This is a genomic window from Micromonospora sp. NBC_00362 (assembly GCF_026342155.1).
Classification (GTDB): domain Bacteria; phylum Actinomycetota; class Actinomycetes; order Mycobacteriales; family Micromonosporaceae; genus Micromonospora; species Micromonospora hortensis.
The window spans coordinates 4,470,062-4,490,834 of record NZ_JAPENH010000001.1 but is presented as its reverse complement, the minus strand read 5'-3'; the positions used below and the strand labels follow the sequence as shown (position 1 = coordinate 4,490,834).

Genomic DNA, 20,773 nt, shown 5'->3' with positions numbered 1-20,773 from the left:
GGTCAGCCTCCCAGCTCCGCGGGGCGGCCCGCGGACTTGGGTTGGGTGCGGTCCAGTTCGGCGTGGATGATCAGGCGTTGGTAGTTGTCGAACTTCGGGTTGCACGTGGTGAGGGTGAGCATCCGCTTGGTCGCCTTCTTGTCCGGTTCGCCGGGCACCGGTGCCACCACCTCGACCTGGGTCGGCCGGACGATCCGGGACTGCGACACCCGGTAGACGTACCAGTCGGTCTTGCTCTCGACCACTATCGGGTCGCCCTCGTTCAGCTCGTCCAGCCGCCAGAAGGTAGCCCGGTTGCGGTGGCCTGCGACGGAGAAGTTGCCCACCTGGCCGGGGAGCGCACTGGTCGGGTAGTGGCCGGGGGCGAAGCGGATGTCCTGCTGAGTGACCCCCTCGACGACGACCCAGTTCTTGTCGAGCTTGGGGATGTAGAGGCCCGCGAGCGGTTTTCCGCGTACCGGCGGGGACGGTTTGACGCTCGGGCCGACCGACGGGGCCACAGTCGGGTCGTCGGTCGGGCCCCACGCCTGGGCCAACTGGTTGTTGAGGTCGTTCTGGTGGGCGTCGACGATGGCCGACTTGCCCCAGACCTCGTAGCCGGCGAAGAGCAGGACCACCAGACCGAAGGTGATCAGGATTTCGCCGGTGATGCGGACGCCGGTGCGCAGTCGCGAGCCGAACGACGGGCGGGTCAGCTCGGAGTAGACGCTCTTGTAGCCCTCGCCGGTCTGGTGCGGCCGGAGTTGCACCACCCGCTCGCCACGTCGGGGTTGGGGAGGGTCGGCGGGGTTGGCGCCGGTCGGCTCGTCCGGGACGGCGGTGCGGGGGACGGCACCCATCAACGCTGTCGAGTCCATTGTCGGCGGCCTGGTGGCAGGAGTGGCGGGCACTGCCGGAATCAACGCGGTGGCGGCCGGGTCCGCGCCGTGATCCCCGCCAGCGTTCGGCGGGACCCGGCCCGGCCCGGTCGGCGGGACCCAGCCGGGCCCGGTCGGTGGGAAGCCTTCCGGCCCGGCCGCTGCGACGCGCTCGGGGGCGGCCGGGGAGACCGGGGTGGCCGGGGAGCCGGTGGGTCGGCCGGGACGGGCGGTGACCTGCGGAATGTACGCGGTCGGCGCGTCGGCAAGCGGCGGCGTCGAGGGCCCGGAGGAGACAGGCCGGCTCGGCGCGCTGGGAGCCGACGGCCGGGTCGGCATCGGCACCCCGCCGGGCGTGGCCGGGCGGGTCGGCGCCGCACCGGGTGGGTTGCCGGCCGGCGGGCGGGGTGCGGCGCCGGGTGGGTTGCCCGCGCCCGGCGGGCGGGTCGGTGCGGCGCCCGGTGGGTTGCCGGTGGTCGGCGGGCGGGTCGGTGCGGTGCCGGGCGCCGTCGGTCGGGTGGACGCGGCGCCGGGCGCGGGGGGTCGGGTCGGGGCGTTGCCGGGGGCAGCCGGCCGAACCGGGCCCTGGTTGCTGGCGGTCGGTCGGCCGGGGGTGGTCGCGGGGGGAACCCCCGCGCCGCCGTGTGAGCCCGGCCCGGCCGCCGCGCTGCCCGGCCATGGCGGCGGCGCTTCGGCACCCGGGCGGCCCGGGTTCCCGGTCGGCTCGGGTCGAGCCCCGCTCGGCGGCGGCTGCTCGGTGCGCGGCTGCTCTGCGCGTGGCTGCTCGGTGCGCGGCGGCTGCGGGGCTCGCGGCGGCTGTTCAGGGCGCGGCGGTTGCAGCACCGGCTCGGGCCAGTTGCTGGCCGGGGTCGGTCGGCCCGGTGTCGACTCGGGCCGGTCGAACTTGGGCAGAAAGGCGGTCGGCTCGTCGGTCTGGTCCCGGTGTCGCCCGTCGCGTCGTTCGTCCGGCCCGCTCACTTGGGCACCGTAGCCGAGCGCAGGGCGGTGGAATCCTCGAATGCGGGAACTCGCACCGTGGAGGCCGTCTCGCTGTAGCCAAGCTGGTAGTCGTCGACCGCGTCCTTGAACAACCGGACTCCCTGAGAGCTGGCGAGGGCCTGCTGGAGGGCAGCGGGATCGCCGATCGCTACGATCTTGAACGGTGGGGAGTACACCCGGCCGTGCAGTAGCAGGGTGTTACCGACGCAGCGTACCGCGCTGGTGGTGAGCACGCGGACATTCATGATTGACATGGCCTCGGCTCCGCCGGCCCAGAGCGCGTTGACCACCGCCTGTACGTCCCCCTGATGCACCACCAGGTCGTCGTTGCTGGCGTCCGACTGGGTCTGGTCGAGCTGGGGCGCGTCGTTCAGCTCGACTGTCACCCCGGGTCCGCTGAGGGCGGTGAACCCGGCGTCCTGGAGGCTGCCCTGGGCGCGATTCTGTTGAGCCTTGATCGGGGCGTCCGACCCGGCCAGGGTGTTGGTCCGTTGCTCGACCTCGCCGCGCAGCGTGGCGGCGCGGCGCTCGCTGGCGGCGACCTGTTCGCGGCGGTCCTCGATGAGCTGGTTGAGCTGGGGGCGCCGGTCCTCTCGGAGAGCGGTGCCGCCCGCGGTGGTCGCGGTGGTGGTGAAGAGCAGCCCGGCCGCCGCGGCGATCAGGGGCACCCCGATCGACCAGCCCGGACGGCGTTGGCGCGGTCGCCGGGGCAGCAGCCCGGCGGCGGCCCGTCGGAGGACCTTCTGCCAGGAGGTTGCGCCGGATGTGTACTCCACCGAGCGTTCCTTCCGCGTGTCGGGGATCGGTCCGTACCGGCTGGGCCGGTGATGCGAACAGTCCCGCCTCTTTCGGTCACTCCGTGCACCGGCCTGACCCCATTCGTGGTCCAGGCGGCCAATCGGGACTACGCTAGCTCTCGAACATTATTGGCCATGGACCGTCGCCCCCGCGCCCGGTTGTCAGGCCGGACGAGGTCGTCACCCCTCTGGAGAGCGCCGTGCCCAAGTCTCAGGTCCGTAAGAAGAAGGTGTACACCCCGCCGACGGACGTACGTCCGACGACGACGACGTCTTCGTCGCGCAAGCCTAGCCCGGTGTGGTTGCCGATCACCGCGGTCGCCTTGATCGTCGTCGGGATCGGCTGGCTGGTGCTCTACTACCTGTCCGAGCAGGAGTACCCGGTCATGGCGTGGGGTTACTGGAACCTCGCCGTCGGCTTCGGTGCGATGGTCGCCTCGCTGGGGTTGCTCTCTCGCTGGCGCTGATCCGAGCGGACCGTCGCGTCGGCGGTCCCACGTCACCCCGTCGAGCCCCTGCCCAGCAGGATCGGGTGGGGCCCCCTATGGTGTGCGCAGGCAGCGCGGCCTACTGCGAGATGACTCACGTTACCGCTGGGTAACCTTCGCGTAGGCTGCACTGCATGACCGAGCAGAGCGAGGTCATCAGGCAGCAGACCGGGGAGGCCAACTCGATGGGCAGCGTCCAGATCGTCACCACGATCCTCGCGGCCGCCATCACCGCTGTGGCGGTGTGGCTTGCGGTGCGTGCGGTCCTGAAGATGGTGGCAGTCATCCGGCTCGGGCAACCCGCGCCGGAGCGGTTCTCCGACAAGGTCGCCCGCGCCAGGACGATGCTGGTGGAGACGGCCGGCCACACCCGGATGCTCAAGTGGGGCGTGGTGGGCGCCGCGCACTGGTTCGTGATGGTCGGCTTCGTCGTGCTGTCGCTGCTGGTGCTCGAGGCGTACTTCGAGGTGGGCACCACCGACGGCGGTCTGCCGATCATCGGGCACTGGACGATCTTCGGTCTGGTCACCGAGATCATCGGGGTGCTGAGTCTGGTCGGCATCCTGGTGCTGATGGCGATCCGGCTGCGCAACCGGCCGACCCGCCCGGGCGGGCGGTCCCGGTTCACCGGCTCGACAATGTGGCAGGGCTACTTCGTCGAGTGGATCGTGCTGCTGGTCCTGATCTTCGGCTTCGTGATCCGGGGCTTCAAGGTCGCCACCGACCACTTCGAGTTCCCGTTCTGGGCCACCCCGGTCAGCCACGCTGTCGGTGCGGTGCTGCCCGACTGGGAGGACGGCGTCAGCGTCGCCGCGGCCATCAAGATCATCATTTCGATGACGTGGCTGATCGTCATCTCCCTGAACGTCACGATGGGCGTCGCCTGGCACCGCTTCCTGGCGTTCCCCAACATCTTCTTCAAGCGGGAGCCGGCCAAACCGGCCGGCTCCGGTCTCGGCGCGCTGCGCCCGATGACGAGCCAGGGCAAGCCGCTCGACTTCGAGGAGGCGGACCCGGAGAAGGACCAGTTCGGCGTCGCCCACGTCGAGCAGTTCAGCTGGAAGGGCCTCCTGGACTTCAGCACCTGCACCGAGTGCGGTCGCTGCCAGTCGCAGTGCCCGGCCTGGAACACCGGCAAGCCCCTGTCGCCCAAGCTGCTCATCCTGAGCCTGCGTGACCACGCGTACGCGAAGGCGCCCTATCTGCTGGCCGGCGGCGGCAAGGACCTGACCGGCGAGGAGAAGGCCACCCAGGCGCAGCTCGCCCACCTGGACGTGCTGGCCCTCGCCGAGGCCGACAAGCCGTTGATCGGCACCGCCGAGGAGGGCGGTGTCATCGACCCGGACGTGCTCTGGTCCTGCACCACCTGCGGCGCCTGCGTCGAGCAGTGCCCGGTGGACATCGAACACGTCGACCACATCGTCGACATGCGCCGCTACCAGGTGCTGATCGAGTCGAGCTTCCCGTCCGAGGCCGGCGTGATGCTGCGCAACCTGGAGAACAAGGGCAACCCGTGGGGTGCCCCGCAGAACACCCGCGAGGACTGGACCAAGGGCCTGGACTTCGAGGTGCCCCGGGTCGGCGAGGTGGACGACTTCGAGTACCTGTTCTGGGTCGGCTGCGCCGGCGCGTTCGAGGACCGGGCCAAGAAGACCACCCGCGCGGTGGCCACGCTGCTCAACGAGGCGGGCGTGACGTTCGCGATCCTGGGCGAGGGCGAGACCTGCTCCGGCGACCCGGCACGACGGATCGGCAACGAGTTCGTCTTCCAGATGCTCGCCCAGCAGAACGTGGAGACGCTGAACGAGGCGTTCGAGGGCCGGGACAAGGCCAAGCGCAAGATCGTCGCGACCTGCCCGCACTGCTTCAACACCCTGGGCAACGAGTACGGGCAGCTCGGTGGCGAGTTCGAGGTGGTCCACCACACCCAACTGCTCGCGCACCTGGTCGCCACCGGCAAGCTCACGCCGGTGCAGCCGGTCGACGGCGGCGTCACCTACCACGACCCCTGCTACCTGGGTCGGCACAACCGCGTCTTCGCGGCCCCCCGGGAGGTCCTCGGCGACGCCATCGCTGGCGACCTGACGGAGATGCCGCGAAACAGCGAACGCTCCTTCTGCTGCGGTGCTGGCGGCGCCCGGATGTGGATGGAGGAGAAGATCGGCAAGCGGATCAACGTGGACCGCGTCGAGGAGGCCATGGCCACCGGGGCGAAGACGGTAGCGGTCGGCTGCCCGTTCTGCTCGACCATGCTCAGCGACGGGGTCAACGGCAAGGGTGCCGGCGAACAGGTCGAGGTGATCGACGTGGCCAGCGTGCTGCTCCGCTCGATCAAGCCCGAGCAGCCGCAGGGCGGCAAGGAGACCGCGCCGATCGGCGGCTGAGACGCGTACTCCTGGGATTTGTTCATCGACGGCGGCGGCCCCTGAGGGCCGCCGCCGTCGTGCAAGAATCTCGCCGAGGTGAGGCGACATCGACGGCCTACTCTTGACGACGCTGTTGCCCCTGGTCGGCTTCGTAGCCCTGACCGCGGGCAACGCGTTCTTCGTCGCGGCCGAGTTCGCCCTGGTCACCGTCGACCGGGCGGAGATCGACCGGCGGGCCGCCGCGGGCGACCAGGCCGCCCTGACGGTACGCACAGCGTTGCGCGAACTCTCCTTCCAGCTCTCCGGGGCGCAGCTCGGCATCACCATCACCGCGCTGCTCACCGGCTACCTGGCCGAGCCGGCCCTGGCCCGGCTCTTCACCCCGTTGCTGCGCCCGCTGGCCGGAGACAGCACCGAGCGGCTCACCCCGTTCATCGCGTTGGGCCTGGCCACGCTGATCTCCATGCTCTTCGGCGAGTTGGTGCCGAAGAACGCGGCGCTGGCTCGGCCCATGCCGGCGGCGCTGGCCACGGCCGGCCCGATGCACACCTTCTCCCGGACGTTCGGCTGGGTGATCCGGGGGTTGAACGGCTCGGCGAACCGACTGGTCCGCGCGCTCGGCGTGGAGCCGCAGGAGGAGTTGGCAAGTGCCCGCTCGCCGGAGGAGTTGGGCCTGCTGGCGGGCATCTCGGCGCGGGCCGGCGCGCTGCCCACCGACACCGCGATGTTGCTGCGTCGCACCATCCGCTTCGGTGACAAGCGGGCCGCCGAGGCGATGACCCCCAGGGTGGACGTGGTCGCGCTGCGCGCCACAGCCACCGTGGCGGAGCTGCTGGAGGCGTCGCGGCGGACCGGGCGGACCCGGTTTCCCGTGTACGAGGAGACCCTGGACCTGGTGACCGGCGTGGCCGGTGTGCCCGACGCGCTGGGTGTCCCGCTGGCCGACCGGGCGTCGACCCGGGTCGGCTCGGTGGCCCGCGAGCCGGTGTACGTGCCGGAGAGCCTGAACCTGGACGGTGTCCTGGCCGCGCTGAAGGAGGCCGGGGCCGACCTGGCCATCGTGGTCGACGAGTACGGCGGCACTGACGGCGTGGTGACCGTCGAGGACCTCGTCGAGGAACTGGTCGGGGAGATCGCCGACGAGTTCGACCCGGCGAGCGTGGACGACGACGGGTCGGCCGAGCTGACGGTGCCGGGCGGTGAGCGCACGGTGCTGGTCGACGGTGTGCTCCGCTCCGACGAGTTGGCCGAGCAGACTGGCTTCCGGCTGCCCGAGGGGCCGTACGAGACCCTGGCCGGGTTCCTGATGGCCCAGCTCGGGCACATCCCGCTCGCTGGCGAGACGGTCGAGACGGACGGCTGGGAGTTCACAGTGGTCGAGGTGGAGCGGCACCGGATCGAGCAGGTCCGGGTGTTGCGCCCGGCGGATCCGGACGACGATGACTGAGCTGCTCGTGACGGTGCTGTTGCTGCTCGGCAACGGGTTCTTCGTGGGCAGCGAGTTCGCGCTCATCGCGTCCCGCCGGACGGTGATCGAGCCGCTGGCCGCCGGGTCGAAACGCGCCCGTTGGGCGTTGTCGGCGATGAACCAGATCCCCCTGATGATCGCTGGCGCGCAGCTCGGCATCACGGTCTGCTCGTTGGGTCTGGGCGCGATCGCCGAACCGGCGCTGGCTCACCTGCTGGAGCCGCCGTTCCACGCGGCCGGCCTGCCGGAGCGGGCGGTGCACCCGGTGGCGTTCGTGCTGGCGCTGGGCGTGGTGGTCTTTCTGCACACGGTCGTCGGTGAAATGGTGCCGAAGAACATCACGCTTGCCGGTCCGGAGGTCTCTGCGCTCTGGCTCGGCCCGGCGATGCTGGCATTCTGTGTGGCCACCAAACCGTTGTTGCTCGCGATGAAATGGGCGGCCCGGCGGGTGCTCGCGTTCTGGCGAATCGAGGCCTCCGAGGCGGTGAAGACGGTGTTCACCGCCGAGGAGTTGGCCGGGTTGGTTTCCCAGGCGCGGACCGAGGGGCTGCTCGACGCGGAGCAGCACGCGCGGATCACGGGCGCGCTGGCCCTGCACGCCCGGACGGCTGCGGACGCGCTGCAACCGTGGTCGACGGTGGTGACGGTGGCCGAGGACGTCTCGCCGGCGTCACTGGAGGTGCTGGCGACCCGGACCGGCCGGTCCCGGTTCCCGGTGGTGCAGCGGTCGACCCGTCGGGTGCTCGGTTTTGTGCACGTCAAGGACGTGCTCGGGTACGCCGGGCAGGGCCGCCGGTCGCCGGTGCCAGCCGACGTCTACCGGCCGCTGGCGGTGGTGCCGCCGGACCGTACGCTGGCCGACCTGCTGCTGGCGATGCGTCGCGAACGGCGGCACATGGTGCTGGTCAGCGACGGGCGACGGCCACTCGGTGTGGTCACCCTTGACGATGTATTGACCGCAATCGTTGGGTGATGAACCAATACCCTTGGTGTGCAAGCGGTTGCACGACAGTGATGGTGACCGCCCTCGCCTTGATTACCGCCCCGAGCTTCCCTAATGTGGGGCACCGACCGCTGTGGGTCGTCTGCCTCGGCCCTTCCCTCACGCGAGGCGCCCGGCGGTCGGTTGCAAAGGAGTCGGTGCCGGTGGCAACCATGCCCCCTCATCGTCACGACCTGAATGCGTCTGCTCGCTCTGGTGGCCTGCGTCGCGTCGCGCACCGGGTGCTGATCCTGGTCGCTGCCGCGGCGGTCGGCGCCGGTCTGCTGACCGCGCCGGCACATGCCGCGCCCACGGTCGACGAGATCGAGGCGCAGATCGACAAGAAGTGGGAGCAGTTGGAGCCCACCATCGAGCAGTACAACAAGGTCCGGGCGCAGTTGAAGGTCAACCGGCAGAAGTCGGCGAACCTGCAGAAGAAGATCGAGCCGCTGGCGCTGCAGAGCGAGTTGGCGCTCAACCGGGTCGGCGACCTCGCCTCCCGCTACTACATCTCGGGCCCGTCGCACGACATCGGCGCGCTGCTGGTCAGCGCCAAGCCGGACACGCTCACCGAGCAGCTCACCATCCTCGACCGGCTCGCTTCGCAGGAGCGCAAGGAGGTCGAGGGTGTGCTGGCCGTGCGGGCCAAGTACGACGGCGAGAAGCAGAAGCTGGACGCGCTGATCGTCACCCAGACCAAGCAGCAGAACGAGCTGGCGGCCAAGAAGAAGCAGATCGACGCCGAGATCAAGCAGCTCGAGGCGTCGATGCCCAAGACCACGGTCAAGACCGCGGCCTGCCCGACCATCAACGGCGTGGTCAGCGAGGCGGCACGCACCGCTATCAAGACCGCCTGCGGCAAGGTCGGCAAGCCGTACGTCTGGGGCGCCACCGGGCCGAACTCGTTCGACTGCTCGGGGCTGACCCAGTACGCCTACAAGGCGGCCGGGATCTACCTCACCCACCACACCGGTGACCAGTGGAACGAGGGCAAGGCCATCTCGCGAGGTGACGCCCGCCCCGGTGACCTGGTCTTCTTCTTCTCCGGCCTGAGTCACGTCGGGCTCTATCTGGGCAACAACACAATGGTGCACGCGCCACGTGCCGGTAAGCCGGTGCAGGTGTCCAGCATCAACACAATGCCGGTCGCCGGGTTCCGCAGACCTGGCTGATCCACCTCACGCGACACGAAGGCCCCCGGTCACCGACCGGGGGCCTTCGTGGTTCTCAGCGGGGCGCGCCGACCGGGGACGGCAGGAGCTGCACGTCGGCGAGGTCGACGTACATGATCCGGTGACCGAACTGGATCTGCGCGTACCGGTTCTTGCCGCGAATCACCGTCCAGTCGCCGGACGAGGAGCCGTCGAACGTGCTGGCCCGGTAGTACTCGCCGGCCAGCACCGCGCCGACGGCGTACCGCTGCCCGGCGGCCAGGGTGTATTGCAGCGGCGAGATCGCCTGGTAGGGCACCCCTTCCGGGTACGCGGACTGCTCCGGGTACGCCCGTCCGTAGACCGGAACTGTGGTCCGTCCGGGCTTCGGCGTGGCCACGATGCCGACGGTCCAGCTGGCGGTCGGCGCGGACGCCGGGTTGTGGAACCAGGCCCGCTGCCCGAGGTACCAGATCGCCGTCCAGTCGCCCTGCCGTCCGGCCAGCGCGTACGTCTGCCCGGCTGACGCCCGGGCCCCGTGGTCCGACACGGCCATCGTGTTCGGGCTGCCGTCAGGGCGGAGCGCGATGTCGTTGACCAGCGGCGCGTCCGCGGACGGTGCGCTGCGCAGCACCACAGCGGAGGAGCCGCGTGGCGCGCAGGGCACGCCCGGGGTGACGCAGTCGGTGAACGCCGGCTGGTTGGTGACGTAGTCCGGATCGATCCGGACCATTCCGGTGGCCGGGGTGCCGGTGTCCAGTCGAGGCGCGTGCAGCAGGTCGAAGTAGTGCGTCCAGTCCCAGTACGGGCCCGGATCCCAGTGCATTCCCCGCACGGTCGAGGGGATGGTGCCGGGCACGTTGTCGTGACCGATGATGTGTTGCCGGTCCAGTGGGATGCCCAGCCGCAGCGCCAGGTGCCGGACCAGCTTCGCCGAGGTCCGGTACATCGCCTCGGTGTACCAGGTGCCCTGCGCCGCGAAGCCCTCGTGTTCCAACCCGATCGACTTCGCGTTGACGTACCAGTTGCCGGCGTGCCAGCCGACGTCCTTGGTCTTCACGTGCTGGGCGATGTGCCCGTCGACCGAGCGCAGCGAGTAGTGCCAGCTCACGTAGGTCGGGTCCTGGACCAGTTGCAGGGTGGTGGCCCAACTCGCCTCGGTGTCGTGGATGACTATGTACTCGATCTTCTGCCGCGTGGGCCGGTCGGAGAGGTCGTGGTTGCCGTAGTCCCCGTCGCCGAACGCCTCGTAGGGCGCCGGGATCCACTCGCAGGAGATGGTGCGCGGGCACTCCACCCCGTCCGGGCGGGCCAGGCGGCGCAGACCCAGCCGGTCCAGCCAGGAACGCTCCGGCCGTACCGCGCGGGCCAGCAGGGTGATCCGCTGGCCGTCGTCGGTCACCCGGGCCTCGCCCGCGCCGATGGTGGTGAAGACCTCGTCGGCGAAGGCCGCGGCGGCGTCGGCGCTGTCCGCGCCCGAGTAGCGGGCCACCGCGCCGTACCAGGCCGCCGGGTCGGTGTCCGCGCCGACCGGCGCGCCCAGATCCCTCTGGTACGCGCTCAGCAGCGCGGCCCCACCCCGGATGTTGAGGCCCGCGTCGGTGCGCAGTGCCTCGGGAGTGGCGCCGGTCAGCGTGGCGGCGGCGTCGACGGTCTGCAACGCGGCGGTGGACGGCGCGGGTGCCTCGACCGGTCGGGGCGCGGGCACTCGGGCGGGACGGGAGTCGTCGCCGCGTGGGTCCTCGACGCCGGCGTCGTGGTGGCCGCGCCCGGGTAGGGCGGCCACGTGCCGCGCGTCGGTCAGGTGCATCGGACCGTAGCCGCCACTGGTGCTCGGCGTGCCGGCGTTGGTGTCCCAACGGGACTGCAGGTAGGAGACGCCGAGCAGCACGACGGCCGGCACGCCGTACTCGAGGGCCGCTGCGGCGTACTGCTGCTGGCGGTCGGTGCTGGGCGCGGCGGCGGCCGGGCCGACGGAGAGTGGCACGGTGGTCGCGGCGGCAACCACTGTGGCGGCGAGCAGCGCGCGCCAGCCGGTCGACAGGGTTGGATGGTGCATCGAACCCCCTAGATTCTCGCGGAGTGAGGTCAGGTCACCATCGCGCCGTCCGGGAGGTCACGTCAATACCTTTCTATCTATCGAAGTGGATGGAAAGAATTCTTCACACACTGTCGGTGACGTCGTCCAATCCGTACGGAGTGTCACCGCCGCACGGGTTGCGGATCGGTAACAGGCGTCTCTACTCTGGTCATTTGTCGGCCCGACAGCAGCTCCGCCCAACCTGGGCGGTAACGGACCGACACCGCCGAGTCGTTTCCGAGCGAACCGGGGACCCAGGTCCCTCGGGGTGAATCCGCAGCCATTGCGGTAGGGCGCCGACTTCCCGCCCGAACCCGTCAGCTAACCCGGTAGGCGGTCAGGAAGAAGGAGTACGGAACCCCGGTGGCACTCCATGCCCCGCGGCCGTCGTCCGAGCGGTCGGCATCAGCCGGCCCGGCGTCGATAGTGCCGCGCCCACGCTGGTCCCGCTTCACCACCGCACTCGCCGCGCTGGCCGGCATCGCCGTCGTTCTGACCGGCAGTGCCACTGCGGCCCACGCCGACCCGTCCGTCGCCGAGATCGAGCGCCAGATCGACGCCGACTGGAACAAGCTCGAACCGATCATCGAACGGCACAACGCCACCCGCATCGACCTCGCCGCGAAGCGCAAGCAGGCAGACGCGCTGGCCGCCCGGATCACTCCGCTCGAGCGCCAGGTCGACGCCGCTATGAACAAGGTCAGCGCCCTGGCCGTACGCGCCTACAAGGGTGAGAACGTCTCGACCGTCAACGCCGTGCTGGGCAGCCGGTCGCCCAGCGAGGTGGTCGGCCAGCTCGAAATGCTCGACCGCTTCGCGCACAACCAGCAGAAGGACGTACGCCAGGTGGCCGACCTGCGCGACCAGTTGGCCGCGCAGAAGGCGCCACTGGACGAGATGGTGGCCCAGCTGACCCGCACGGAAGCTCAGCTCGCGGCGAAGAAGAAGCAGATCAACGACGAGATCGACCGCCTGCAGAAGCTGCGCCTCAAGGTGTACGGCAGCGGCGGCGGCGGTCCGCTGCGCCCGGCGCCCTGCCCGGGCAGCTACCCCGGAGGCGGCGCGGGCACCGCTGTCAAGTTCGCCTGCGCGCAGATCGGCAAGCCCTACGTCTGGGGTGCCGAGGGCCCGAACTCGTACGACTGCTCAGGGCTGATGCTGGCCGCCTGGGCGAAGGCCGGCGTGTCGCTGCCGCACAACGCCGCCGCGCAGAGCCGGGTGACCAAGAACGTCAGCAAGGGCGACCTGCGCCCCGGCGACCTGGTCTTCTACTACAGCGACATCCACCACGTCGGCATGTACGTCGGCGGCGGCTGGGTGGTGCACGCCTCGCAGGCCGGTCAGCCGGTCAAGATGAAGAAGGTCGACGACGGCCCGATCCACAGCTACGGCCGTCCAGGCTGACAGTGAGTCATCGAAGGGCCCGTCGCGATTCCGTCGCGGCGGGCCCTCGTCGTCTCGGTCCTGGCTGCTGAACCTCAGCGTGTTGGCCAGGTGCGCCAGTGCTGCCAGGCGCGGCTGGGTGTCGGCCCCCGCTGGCCCTGGTAGCGCGACCCGTAGACAACCGAGCCGTACGGGTGCTCAGCCGGCGAGGAGAGCCGGAAGATGCAGAGCTGCCCGATCTTCATGCCCGGCCAGAGGGTGATCGGCAGGTTCGCCACGTTCGAGAGTTCCAGCGTCACGTGACCGGAGAAGCCCGGGTCGATGAAGCCGGCGGTGGAGTGCGTGAGCAGGCCGAGCCGGCCCAGGGAGCTCTTGCCCTCCAGTCGGCCGGCGAGCTGGTCACCCAGCGAGATGACCTCCAGCGTCGAGGCGAGCACGAACTCCCCCGGGTGCAGCACGAACGGCTCGCCGTCGGGGACCTCGACCGCCGAGGTCAGGTCGTCCTGCTGCATCGCGGGATCGATGTGGGTGTAGAGGTGGTTGTTGAAGACCCGGAACAGCCGGTCGAGTCGGACGTCGATGCTGGACGGTTGGACCAGGGTGGGCTCGAACGGCTCCAAGCCCAGCGTGCCGGCCTTGATCTCGGAGACCAGGTCGCGGTCGGAGAGCAGCATCGGACCACCATAGCCGCGTTGCCAAAAGTGGCCGGATTCGGTGCCGGTGACCAGCGCGTCGAGGTCGCTGCTCGTACATTTGTTCGATAGAATGCCCACATGGCTTCCTGGTCCGAATTCGCCGCCGACGAGCCCCGACTCGCCGACGGGATCCGCGTTCTCCTCCAGCAATACGGGCCGGGCTTCGGCTATCTGGCCACGGTCCGTGCCGACGGCGGGCCCCGCGTCCATCCGGTCTCTCCGGTCATCACCGCCGAGGGGCTGTTCTGCTTCATCATCGACTCGCCCAAGCGCCGCGACCTCGAACGTGACGGCCGTTACGCGCTGCACTCGTTCCCTGCCGAGGAGAGCGACGACGAGGCGTACGTGGCGGGGCACGCCCGTCCGGTGACCGATCCGATCCGGGTGGCGCAGTTGGCGCAGAGCGCCCGGGCTGAGCCGCAGGTCGACTGGCGGCTCTTCGAGTTCACAGTCGACGTGGCCATGCTCACCCGCCGCGAGCAGCACATCGCGGGCATTCCGGGCCTCGCACCGAGTCGGCCGGCCGTTCGGGTCTGGCTCGACCCAAACGCCCCGTTGACGGTGGCAGCGCCCCTCGCCGTCCCGCAGGCGCGCCCGACCCGCCTCAGCCGTGACGTCCAGTGCACTGCCGCCTGACCACCGCCGGAAGATCACCGGTGCCGGCTCCGTCGTAACGGAGTCGGCACCGGGTCGTACGCACCGCCCGGCACCCTGCCGCCCGCGGTGATCAACTCGACTTCAAGGAAGTCGCGGTGTCCCAGCGCTCCGGATGCCCCGACTTCCAGAAAGCCGAGTGGATCAACCCCGTACGGAGGGGTACGTGGACAGCCGCGACCGGCGGGGGTACCTGGGTGCAGAGGCTCGACGACTCGGGTACAGTGGTGCCGCTTGCGGGTGTAGTTCAATGGCAGAACATCAGCTTCCCAAGCTGACAGTGCGGGTTCGATTCCCGTCACCCGCTCCACTGCGAAGGCCCTGCCCAGGACGTGAGTCCCGGTCAGGGCCTTCGACGTTCACGGTCAAACGATCAGGCGCGTGCCATCAGCCGCTGCTTTTCCAGGTCGTCAAGTCCCCTCGAAGCCCCGGTACGTTCCGGACTCGTCGGCGGCGTCGGCGAACTCGGCGAAGTCCATGTTGGCGATGGTGAGGTTGGCCGAGACGTCCGGATACCAGCGGGGCGGCACGTGGAAGGTGCGACCGGGCTCGCGGCTTAGGTCGACGGCGAGCAGCGGGCGTTCGACGTCGATCATCGTGGCCGCGTCGGCCACGAACAGGTACGGGAGCCAGTCTTCATCACCGATGGGGGCGTTCGCGTCGATCAGCTGCTTGACGGTCGCCTTGCTGTAGGCGGGATCGTCGACGAAGGTCGCGCTGTAGTAGCAGTCCCACCGGCGAAACTCTTCTTTGACGGCCTCCCACGTTGTGTCGTCGGTGAAGTCGGTCCGGAGCACAAGCGATGCGAGGTCGTCGGGTTGCGGCAGAGGGGGCACGACGCAGATCCTCCACCCCGCCAGGCCCTATCGGTAGTCGGCGAAGATGCGACGTTCCACGCCGTCGACGGTGACCGGGCCGCCGTGGGGGAGAACCCACTGTGGTCTGGTGTGGCCGAACGGAACCCCGACGCAGATGACCGCCTCGGGGTTGTAGCGGGTCACCACGTCGACGACAGTGTCGCGCTGCTGCTCACGAAGTCGCGCCCGATCCGCGGCCGGGGGTCGACGGGTGTGGTCGGAGACCGGCGGACGGGCGACCAGGACCGCGTCGACGGCGCTGAGAAGACCGCGTTCACCCAGTGACCGGACGATCCAGCCAACCTCGCGGGCGGGGAGAAGCTCCTCCGACGTCTCGATGATCAACACTCCGCCGTGCAGGACCTCCGGCGGAAACGGGAAGCGTCCCGCCGTCAGGATCCACTGGATGACTTCCAGGCAGCCACCCCAGGTGGGGCCGGTGACCGCGCGGGACGGCCCGTGCCAGCTCCACGGCTCCGTCGGTTCGCGCTCGCCGAACGACTTCAACGCCTGGGGATCTGCCCAGTCGATGCCGACGTCCTCGGACTCACCCGGGTCGGTGATCTCCAGTCGTTCCCCGGTGAGCAACGCCGCTCGCAGTGACCGGACGTGGATGTCGTCGACGGCAGGCCCGGGGCCGAGGTGCACCTGGGAGGACCCGCCGTAGAAGCTGGCGATGCCGAGGCCCCAGAGCCAGTGGTGCAGGTTGGTGTTGTCGCTGGTGCCGAGGAACGGCTTCGGGTCGGCGCGGGCCAGGTCGGCGTCCAGGTGGGGGATGACGGTGATCTGGTCGTCGCCGCCGACGACGGCGAGAATGCCGCGTACCTGGGGATCCGCGAAGGCGGCGTTGATGTCCGCCGCCCGCGCTGCCGCGCTCGCGCCCACCTGGCGGGTCGTGGGGTATTCGACCGGAACGAGGCCGGTCAGGTCGGCGAGCCGTCGCATGGCCTGCTCGTGGATCCCGGGATAGGCACCGGCCGCGGCGAAGGACGGTGAGAGGACCGCGAGGTGGTCCCCCGGGCGTGCCTTCCGAGGACTAACAAGCTCATGCTCCATGTCGAGATCCAACAGGTGCGCGAGCCCGTACGCATCTCATTTCGGGGCGGCTGTGGACGCGCACGCCCGAGGCGTTTCAGCACCAGCGTGTGACATGCCTAGATCGTTCTCTCGGCAGCGAAGTAGGGCTCGGCCGCCTCCAGTCGGGGCACCTCCACTCCCAGCCTGCGCGCCTCCGCCAGGGTGTCGCGACAGACCGCGCGCAGCTCCTCGGGGTTGGCGTGGGCCTCCATGACCAAGCGCATCGGCGGGAAGTGCCTGAACAGCCGGGCCATTGCCGGTGCTGCCAGCCAGACGGGCGCGGTGAACGGAAGTAGCTCGCCGCGGTGCCGCCGCAGATCGACGCCGCAAGCCTCGACGGGCCGCAGGAGTTCGCGGGTGGCAAGGATTGCTTCGCGTACGTTGCCGGGCGTCAGCTTGGACAACGAGCCCAGCTTCAGGCTCTGCGTGTGCGGGCCTGCGTTCTGAACGAAGTGGATCGACAGCCAGCCACGGAAGTCGGAGTTCTCCTGGAGCCTGTGTCGATCCAACAGCTGCGCTCAGGTGGAAGCCCGAAACTCCTGATGGCGTCGCAGGAGTTCCCGTAGTGCGTTGATCTCGGCAGCCAGTGCGGCCTGCCCCTGCTCGGTGATCCTGATCCAGGTCTTGGGCCGGCGGCCGTGGTAGCCCCGTTCGATCTGGATCAGGTCGGCCTCCTCCAGCACGGCGAGGTGTCGGGAGAGGTTGCCGGCGGTGAGTTCGAGGGCGTCGCGCAGGTAGGCGACTTCCACCCGTTCGGCCTCTGCCGCGATGGTGAGGATGCCGAGCCGGTTGCGTTGGTGGACGGTGTCGCTGAGCCCGTTCGTCGGGTGACCGCCGGTGCCGGTGCCGGCGGCCTCTGCGTTGCTGCTCACGCCGGCCTCTTGATCGTGTTGAGGAGGGCGATGCCGCCGCCGACGAGCAGGATCGGTGCGGGCAGCAGGGCCGCCAGTAGGAAGCTGTGGCGGTTCAGGTCCCCGGGCTGGAAGTTGGCGGTCTGGAAGTAGATGTTCACGAGGACGACCGCCGCGGCGTAGACCACGGCCACGACCGTCAGGCCACGACTGCGTTCCAGTCGAGCCAGGACCAGTAGCCCCACCGCGATGACCAGGTGCGGGATCATTCCGCGATCGGAGATGCCCAGCAGCGGTGTGGTCACCCAGCCGGTGGCGTTCGAGATCACCGTCGCCGTGTTGAGCAACAGGTACCGCAGCACGATCGGCAGCACGAGCCCGACGATGGTGCCCACGATGCCGGCGATGACGTACGGCCGAGCCGGTGTCTGGACGCCCACCCGCACACCATGCCACCGGTACCACCAGAGGCTGAGCAGGTAGCCGCCGATGAGCGCCGCCAGCCAGTACCAGCCGAGGGTCGCCGAGCGTTCGAGGAATTCCCCGCCGAGGCCGGTCAGTGCGGGGTTGTCCTGCCCGACACGCATGCCGAGCGGATCGGTCGACTCGACGTACAGGGGTGCGGCTGCCGCCATCAGGAGGCCGAACAGCAGCAGCGGCAGCCAGTAGGCGTTGCGGACGGCCCGGGTACGCCGCTGGAGGGCGGTCACCGAGGCCAGCAGCTCTCCGGGTGTGCTGCCGCTGTTCGGCGCGGTGCTCGATCGGTCCGTCACTGTGACCTCCAGGCTGCTGCGCGGATCTGCACTACCAATAGGTTTGCATCGCAAATCATTCTGCGCAAGTGTTCCAGCGAAGTGATGACATCCGCGGGGATCGACCGTGGTAGTTCCTGCCGGGCCTCGGCAGCGGCTAGGGTCCGGCTTGGAGGTGGTCCGTGTTCACCGAAGCCTTTCCGATCGTGACGACACCTGACCTGCCACGACTGATCGCGTTCTACCGGGACGTGGTCGGCTTCGAGCTGACCTACCAGTTCCCGGACGAGGGCGCCCCGGAGTTCGTCGCCCTGCGGCTGGGCAGCAGTGAGCTCGGCCTGGCCGCCAACCCGGAGGCTGGCGGGCCGGCCGACTCGCACCGCTGGGAGTTGTGCGTCTACGCCGACGACTGCGACGCGGCAGTGGGCGCGCTGCGTACGGGTGGGGCGACAGTCACCGAGGAGCCGGTCGACCAGCCCTGGGGCGAGCGGTCCGCCCGGGTCACCGACCCCGACGGCAACCGGTTGCTGGTGCTGGCCCGGCTCTAGACGATGGTGCCGGGGAGGAGGGCGGTCATCGCCTCCAGAACAGCAGATGGGTGACTCCGCTGGGGCTGGGCGCCGACTCGAGGTGGAAGCGGTCCAGCAGTTCGTCAGGGCTGTCCCACAGCCGCTCGCCCCGGTGTAGGTCGACGGGCGCCACGGCGATGTGCATCGTGTCGACCAGGTCGGCCTCGATGAACTCGCGAATGGTGGCCACCCCACCGCCGAGGCGTACGTCCCGACCGTCGGCTGCCTGCGTCGCCTCGGCCAGCGCCTCGGCCGGGCTGACATCGCGGAAGTGGAACGTGGTGTCGGAAAGGCTGAACGACGGGCGCAGGTGGTGGGTGAGCACGAAGACCGGCGTGTGGAACGGCGGGTTGTCCCCCCACCAGCCCTGCCACTCGTGATCCTTCCAGGGGCCGCGCTGCGGGCCGAACTTGTTGCGACCCATGATCTCCGCGCCGATGTTGCACTCGGCGTCGCGGGTCAGGTAGTCGTCCAGGCCACGAGTCCCGCCCGGCTCGGTGCGATACACGAAGCTGGCGGTGGCGGCACGCCAGGAGAACAGCGGGGTGGGGTCCGCGTGACCAAAGGGCCGTTCCAGGCTCTGCCCCTCTCCGGTCCCGAACCCGTCGCGCGAAACGTTGAAGCACTGCACCCGCAACAGTTGCGGCATGGTGTGTCGTCCTTCCTTCGATGGGCCGTGATTCAGTTCGCGGTCACCGTCGGGCCATCGCCGCGGCCCCGGTCGTCGAGCACGAGCGGGGCGCGACCGCGCACCGCGTACCGGATGTGGGTCACCTGCGGGGTGACAAGGACGCGGGTCGGCGTCAGCTCGACACCCCCCGCCCCGGTGCCGCTCCCCGAGGGGTCGGAGTCGAACGCGATGTCCCTACCGGGAAGAAGTGTGACGCGTGCCACTCTCGGGCTCGGTCAGGTACCACGTCCCGGCGTGTTCCGGGTCGCGTGACCAGCGCATCCGGGCCCGTTCCTCCGGGCGAGGGCTCCAGTCCCGGTAGGGCGCGAGGGCCACCCGCCAGACGATCACCGCGAAGAAGTACAGGCCCGGGCCGACCAGCCAGAGCAGGGCGTCGCGCCGCCGATAGGAGGCGTAAGGCGCGAGCCACGCGGTCGCCGCCATGGGCACCGCGACCGCGCTGAGGTCGGCCACCGGCCCGCGACCGAACCGAGACTCGATCAGCTCGCGGAGGAGGAGCGACGGAATCATCACCCCGACCAGCAAAGCCCCCGTGCGGACCATGCGGAGCCGGTGGGTCCGGCCACCCGGGGATACGCGGGCAGCAGTTCCTTCGGTGGGCACCCCCGGAGAGTACGGGTTTGTCGCAACGAAGCCCGACCCTCTGCTCAGCGTGATGCCGGGGGCGGATGTTCGGCCCGACTAGGGTGGCGATCATGCGGATTGGCATAGTGATCCTGCCGGACCAGCGGTGGGCGGAGTCGCAGCGTCGCTGGCGGCAGGTCGACGAGTGGGGCTTCGACCACGCCTGGACGTACGACCACCTGGGTTGGCGTGACCTGGTCGACGGCCCGTGGTTCGACTCGATGGCCACGCTGACCGCGGCCGCCACGGTGACCTCGCGGATTCGACTGGGCGCCCTCGTGGCGTCACCGAACTTCCGGCACCCGGCCGCGTTCGCCAGGCAGATCACCACTGTGGACGACGTCTCCGCCGGCCGGCTGCTGCTCGGCCTCGGTGCGGGCGGCATCGGCTTCGACTCGGCGGTGCTGGGTGGTGAGACGCTGCCGCCGCGTCAGCGGGTCGACCGGTTCGCCGAGTTCACCGAGTTGTTGGACCTGATCCTGCGGGAGGACGGCACCACCTGGCGTGGCGACTGGTTCGCCGCGGTGGATGCCCGCAACAACCCCGGCTGCGTGCAGCAGCCTCGGGTGCCGTTCGTGGTGGCCGCCAACGGGCCACGGTCGATGCGGTTGGTGGCCCGCTTCGGGCAGGGTTGGGTGACCACCGGCACCGGTGACGACAACGACCTGGCGGGTTGGTGGGCCAGTGTGTCGGCGCTGTCCGCGCGGATGGACCGGACCCTGGACGAGGCCGGCCGCGACCCGGCCAGCCTGGACCGCTACCTCTCGCTGGACGCGGCGCCGGTCTTCTCGCTCAGCAGCGCACAGTTCTTCGCCGATCAGGTCGGCCGGGCCGCCGAGTTGGGTTTCACCGACGTGGTGACGCACTGGCCGCGCGCCAGCAGTTGGTACGCCGGTGACGAGGCCATCCTGGTGGACGTGGCGACGCGGTTGCTGCCACAACTGCGCGGCTGAGGCTGACGCACCGACCCGACCGGGTCAGGTGCCGAGGTCGCCGCTGGCCACACCGCCCTCGCCGCCGGAAACCAGGCGGAAGCGCAGGCAGACGATCGGGGTGTCGCCGTCGACCGGGGTGCCGAGCCGCGCCCAGTAGGTCGAATGCCCGGCCCGCCACTCCTCGATCGAGCGGTCACCCTCGCCCTCGGCGTGGGCGAAGTCCCAGGGCACGTCGGCGAAGCGGACCACCTCGACTCCGGTGATCTCCACGACGCCGGCCAGTGCGTTGTCGTCGTCGACAAGGGCCAGACGTTCGCCGACGTGCTCCAACTCCTCGCCTTCTTCCGCGTACTCGGCGAGCCGGCCGGCCGTCGCGGTCTTCACACCCGCCAGCACCAGAGTGTTGAGGGTCGACCGCAACTCGCCGGGGGTGCCGAGGGCGAGGGCGCGTAGTTCACCGATCCGAGGCCACATCCTGCCGAGGCTAGGCCAGCGCG

General features: G+C 70.0%; 21 protein-coding genes, 1 tRNA gene and 1 riboswitch. Of the genes, 10 read left to right on the top strand and 12 right to left on the bottom strand.

Annotated features, from left to right (window positions below; translation table 11 throughout):
• Positions 1 to 2: 2 nt before the first annotated feature.
• Both OG992_RS20655 and OG992_RS20650 read right to left on the bottom strand, forming a co-directional pair.
• Positions 3 to 1,835: a class E sortase gene (locus OG992_RS20655; protein WP_266304077.1), complete on the bottom strand. Its 1,833-nt coding sequence runs from the start codon at positions 1,833 to 1,835 to the stop codon at positions 3 to 5.
• Positions 1,832 to 2,632: a DUF881 domain-containing protein gene (locus OG992_RS20650; RefSeq protein ID WP_238687689.1), complete on the bottom strand. Its 801-nt coding sequence runs from the start codon at positions 2,630 to 2,632 to the stop codon at positions 1,832 to 1,834. Before OG992_RS20650 ends, OG992_RS20655 begins: the two co-directional genes overlap by 4 nt.
• Before the next feature lie 221 nt (positions 2,633 to 2,853).
• On the opposite strand from OG992_RS20650, the gene OG992_RS20645 reads away from it, so the two are divergent.
• From OG992_RS20645 to OG992_RS20625, 5 genes are all read left to right on the top strand, one after another.
• The gene (locus OG992_RS20645) at positions 2,854 to 3,120 is read left to right on the top strand and encodes a cell division protein CrgA (RefSeq protein WP_238687690.1); all 267 of its coding nucleotides are present in this window, start codon (positions 2,854 to 2,856) and stop codon (positions 3,118 to 3,120) included.
• A 206-nt stretch (positions 3,121 to 3,326) separates the two neighbouring features.
• Positions 3,327 to 5,525: a (Fe-S)-binding protein gene (locus tag OG992_RS20640; RefSeq protein WP_266305242.1), complete on the top strand. Its 2,199-nt coding sequence runs from the start codon at positions 3,327 to 3,329 to the stop codon at positions 5,523 to 5,525.
• Positions 5,526 to 5,628: 103 nt separating this feature from the next.
• On the top strand, positions 5,629 to 6,954 hold the full coding sequence (locus tag OG992_RS20635; RefSeq protein ID WP_266304076.1) for a hemolysin family protein: 1,326 nt from the start codon (positions 5,629 to 5,631) through the stop codon (positions 6,952 to 6,954).
• Positions 6,947 to 7,948, top strand: a complete 1,002-nt coding sequence (locus OG992_RS20630) for a hemolysin family protein (protein WP_112601088.1) — start codon at positions 6,947 to 6,949, stop codon at positions 7,946 to 7,948. The genes OG992_RS20635 and OG992_RS20630 overlap by 8 nt, the downstream gene beginning before the upstream one ends.
• A gap of 167 nt (positions 7,949 to 8,115) precedes the next feature.
• The gene (locus OG992_RS20625) at positions 8,116 to 9,129 is read left to right on the top strand and encodes a C40 family peptidase (RefSeq protein WP_238685188.1); all 1,014 of its coding nucleotides are present in this window, start codon (positions 8,116 to 8,118) and stop codon (positions 9,127 to 9,129) included.
• Between the two features lie 55 nt (positions 9,130 to 9,184).
• On the opposite strand, the gene OG992_RS20620 is transcribed toward OG992_RS20625, so the two are convergent.
• Positions 9,185 to 11,167, bottom strand: a complete 1,983-nt coding sequence (locus tag OG992_RS20620) for an N-acetylmuramoyl-L-alanine amidase (RefSeq protein ID WP_266304075.1) — start codon at positions 11,165 to 11,167, stop codon at positions 9,185 to 9,187.
• Between the two features lie 235 nt (positions 11,168 to 11,402).
• Positions 11,403 to 11,538, top strand: a riboswitch (cyclic di-AMP (ydaO/yuaA leader).
• 13 nt (positions 11,539 to 11,551) lie between these two features.
• On the opposite strand from OG992_RS20620, the gene OG992_RS20615 reads away from it, so the two are divergent.
• Positions 11,552 to 12,592, top strand: coding sequence for an NlpC/P60 family protein (locus tag OG992_RS20615; protein WP_266304074.1), 1,041 nt, complete (start codon positions 11,552 to 11,554; stop codon positions 12,590 to 12,592).
• Between the two features lie 74 nt (positions 12,593 to 12,666).
• Here OG992_RS20615 and dcd read toward each other — a convergent pair whose 3' ends face one another.
• Positions 12,667 to 13,245 (bottom strand): dCTP deaminase, encoded by a 579-nt coding sequence (gene dcd, locus OG992_RS20610; protein ID WP_030332009.1) that lies wholly within the window; start codon positions 13,243 to 13,245, stop codon positions 12,667 to 12,669.
• Positions 13,246 to 13,344: 99 nt separating this feature from the next.
• Between dcd and OG992_RS20605 the strand changes: the two genes are divergently transcribed.
• Positions 13,345 to 13,902: a pyridoxamine 5'-phosphate oxidase family protein gene (locus OG992_RS20605; protein WP_323181902.1), complete on the top strand. Its 558-nt coding sequence runs from the start codon at positions 13,345 to 13,347 to the stop codon at positions 13,900 to 13,902.
• A 254-nt stretch (positions 13,903 to 14,156) separates the two neighbouring features.
• Positions 14,157 to 14,230 (top strand) — tRNA-Gly (locus tag OG992_RS20600).
• Positions 14,231 to 14,330: 100 nt separating this feature from the next.
• Here OG992_RS20600 and OG992_RS20595 read toward each other — a convergent pair.
• The 5 genes from OG992_RS20595 to OG992_RS20575 form a co-directional block, all read right to left on the bottom strand.
• Positions 14,331 to 14,756: a hypothetical protein gene (locus OG992_RS20595; RefSeq protein WP_266304073.1), complete on the bottom strand. Its 426-nt coding sequence runs from the start codon at positions 14,754 to 14,756 to the stop codon at positions 14,331 to 14,333.
• A 27-nt stretch (positions 14,757 to 14,783) separates the two neighbouring features.
• On the bottom strand, positions 14,784 to 15,722 hold the full coding sequence (locus tag OG992_RS20590) for an LD-carboxypeptidase (protein WP_266305241.1): 939 nt from the start codon (positions 15,720 to 15,722) through the stop codon (positions 14,784 to 14,786).
• 209 nt (positions 15,723 to 15,931) lie between these two features.
• Positions 15,932 to 16,363, bottom strand: a complete 432-nt coding sequence (locus OG992_RS20585) for a hypothetical protein (RefSeq protein ID WP_266304072.1) — start codon at positions 16,361 to 16,363, stop codon at positions 15,932 to 15,934.
• A gap of 9 nt (positions 16,364 to 16,372) precedes the next feature.
• Positions 16,373 to 16,726: a transcriptional regulator gene (locus tag OG992_RS20580; protein WP_266304071.1), complete on the bottom strand. Its 354-nt coding sequence runs from the start codon at positions 16,724 to 16,726 to the stop codon at positions 16,373 to 16,375.
• Complete coding sequence (locus OG992_RS20575) at positions 16,723 to 17,478, bottom strand: hypothetical protein (RefSeq protein WP_266304070.1); 756 nt, start codon at positions 17,476 to 17,478, stop codon at positions 16,723 to 16,725. The genes OG992_RS20580 and OG992_RS20575 overlap by 4 nt, the downstream gene beginning before the upstream one ends.
• A 185-nt stretch (positions 17,479 to 17,663) precedes the next feature.
• Here OG992_RS20575 and OG992_RS20570 point away from each other — a divergent pair, with 185 nt between their 5' ends.
• Positions 17,664 to 18,005, top strand: a complete 342-nt coding sequence (locus OG992_RS20570; RefSeq protein ID WP_238685215.1) for a glyoxalase/bleomycin resistance/extradiol dioxygenase family protein — start codon at positions 17,664 to 17,666, stop codon at positions 18,003 to 18,005.
• A 25-nt stretch (positions 18,006 to 18,030) separates the two neighbouring features.
• Here OG992_RS20570 and OG992_RS20565 read toward each other — a convergent pair whose 3' ends face one another.
• Together OG992_RS20565 and OG992_RS20560 are read right to left on the bottom strand one after the other, a co-directional pair.
• A complete protein-coding gene (locus tag OG992_RS20565) occupies positions 18,031 to 18,675 on the bottom strand; it encodes a dihydrofolate reductase family protein (RefSeq protein WP_266304069.1) in 645 nt (214 codons plus the stop codon).
• 216 nt (positions 18,676 to 18,891) lie between these two features.
• Complete coding sequence (locus OG992_RS20560; protein WP_266304068.1) at positions 18,892 to 19,260, bottom strand: hypothetical protein; 369 nt, start codon at positions 19,258 to 19,260, stop codon at positions 18,892 to 18,894.
• A 125-nt stretch (positions 19,261 to 19,385) separates the two neighbouring features.
• On the opposite strand from OG992_RS20560, the gene OG992_RS20555 reads away from it, so the two are divergent.
• Positions 19,386 to 20,294: an LLM class flavin-dependent oxidoreductase gene (locus OG992_RS20555; RefSeq protein WP_266304067.1), complete on the top strand. Its 909-nt coding sequence runs from the start codon at positions 19,386 to 19,388 to the stop codon at positions 20,292 to 20,294.
• A gap of 24 nt (positions 20,295 to 20,318) precedes the next feature.
• On the opposite strand, the gene OG992_RS20550 is transcribed toward OG992_RS20555, so the two are convergent.
• Complete coding sequence (locus OG992_RS20550) at positions 20,319 to 20,750, bottom strand: ASCH domain-containing protein (RefSeq protein ID WP_112700111.1); 432 nt, start codon at positions 20,748 to 20,750, stop codon at positions 20,319 to 20,321.
• Between the last annotated feature and the right edge of the window lie 23 nt (positions 20,751 to 20,773).

Bases quoted from the DNA above. Each gene is read 5' to 3' on its own strand.
- OG992_RS20640 (WP_266305242.1), top strand. From the start codon at position 3,327: ATGGGCAGCGTCCAGATCGTCACCACGATCCTCGCGGCCGCCATCACC.
- OG992_RS20630 (WP_112601088.1), top strand. From the start codon at position 6,947: ATGACTGAGCTGCTCGTGACGGTGCTGTTGCTGCTCGGCAACGGGTTC.
- OG992_RS20620 (WP_266304075.1), bottom strand. From the start codon at position 11,167: ATGCACCATCCAACCCTGTCGACCGGCTGGCGCGCGCTGCTCGCCGCC.
- dcd (WP_030332009.1), bottom strand. From the start codon at position 13,245: ATGCTGCTCTCCGACCGCGACCTGGTCTCCGAGATCAAGGCCGGCACG.
- OG992_RS20605 (WP_323181902.1), top strand. From the start codon at position 13,345: ATGGCTTCCTGGTCCGAATTCGCCGCCGACGAGCCCCGACTCGCCGAC.
- OG992_RS20590 (WP_266305241.1), bottom strand. From the start codon at position 15,722: ATGCGACGGCTCGCCGACCTGACCGGCCTCGTTCCGGTCGAATACCCC.
- OG992_RS20565 (WP_266304069.1), bottom strand. From the start codon at position 18,675: ATGCCGCAACTGTTGCGGGTGCAGTGCTTCAACGTTTCGCGCGACGGG.
- OG992_RS20560 (WP_266304068.1), bottom strand. From the start codon at position 19,260: ATGGTCCGCACGGGGGCTTTGCTGGTCGGGGTGATGATTCCGTCGCTC.
- OG992_RS20555 (WP_266304067.1), top strand. From the start codon at position 19,386: ATGTTCGGCCCGACTAGGGTGGCGATCATGCGGATTGGCATAGTGATC.
- OG992_RS20550 (WP_112700111.1), bottom strand. From the start codon at position 20,750: ATGTGGCCTCGGATCGGTGAACTACGCGCCCTCGCCCTCGGCACCCCC.